This window comes from Tritonibacter sp. SIMBA_163 (genome assembly GCF_046535935.1).
Classification (GTDB): Bacteria; Pseudomonadota; Alphaproteobacteria; order Rhodobacterales; family Rhodobacteraceae; genus Epibacterium; species Epibacterium scottomollicae.
Window position 1 is genome coordinate 1 of the sequence record NZ_JAWJBP010000534.1, and the last position, 267, is coordinate 267.

1 protein-coding gene is annotated in these 267 nt (G+C 49.4%); it reads right to left on the reverse strand.

Annotation, left to right across the window (positions count from 1 at the left end):
- Positions 1-252, reverse strand: a 252-nt coding sequence (locus tag R0J92_RS23420; protein WP_411053440.1) for an ABC transporter permease subunit, incomplete at its 3' end; no start/stop codon positions are given.
- Between the last annotated feature and the right edge of the window lie 15 nt (positions 253-267).

Genomic DNA, 267 nt, shown 5'->3' on the forward strand with positions numbered 1-267 from the left:
GTTCGATTCTCCAATCACCACTGCACCGGCTAATGTCCCAATCAGTTTATCCACACCCCCAGTGACAACGACCATCCAGGCATCCACCAAGTAATCTTGACCCATGGGCGGAGAAACGGTTTTAATTGCTGAAATGACAGTTCCCGCAACTCCCGCTAAGCCACAGCCATAGGCAAAGGTTGCCATATCCACTAAGTTGGTATTGATTCCCAGACATTTTGCCATATCGCGGTTTTGAGTTACGGCTCGCATTTGTCGCCCTAAGCT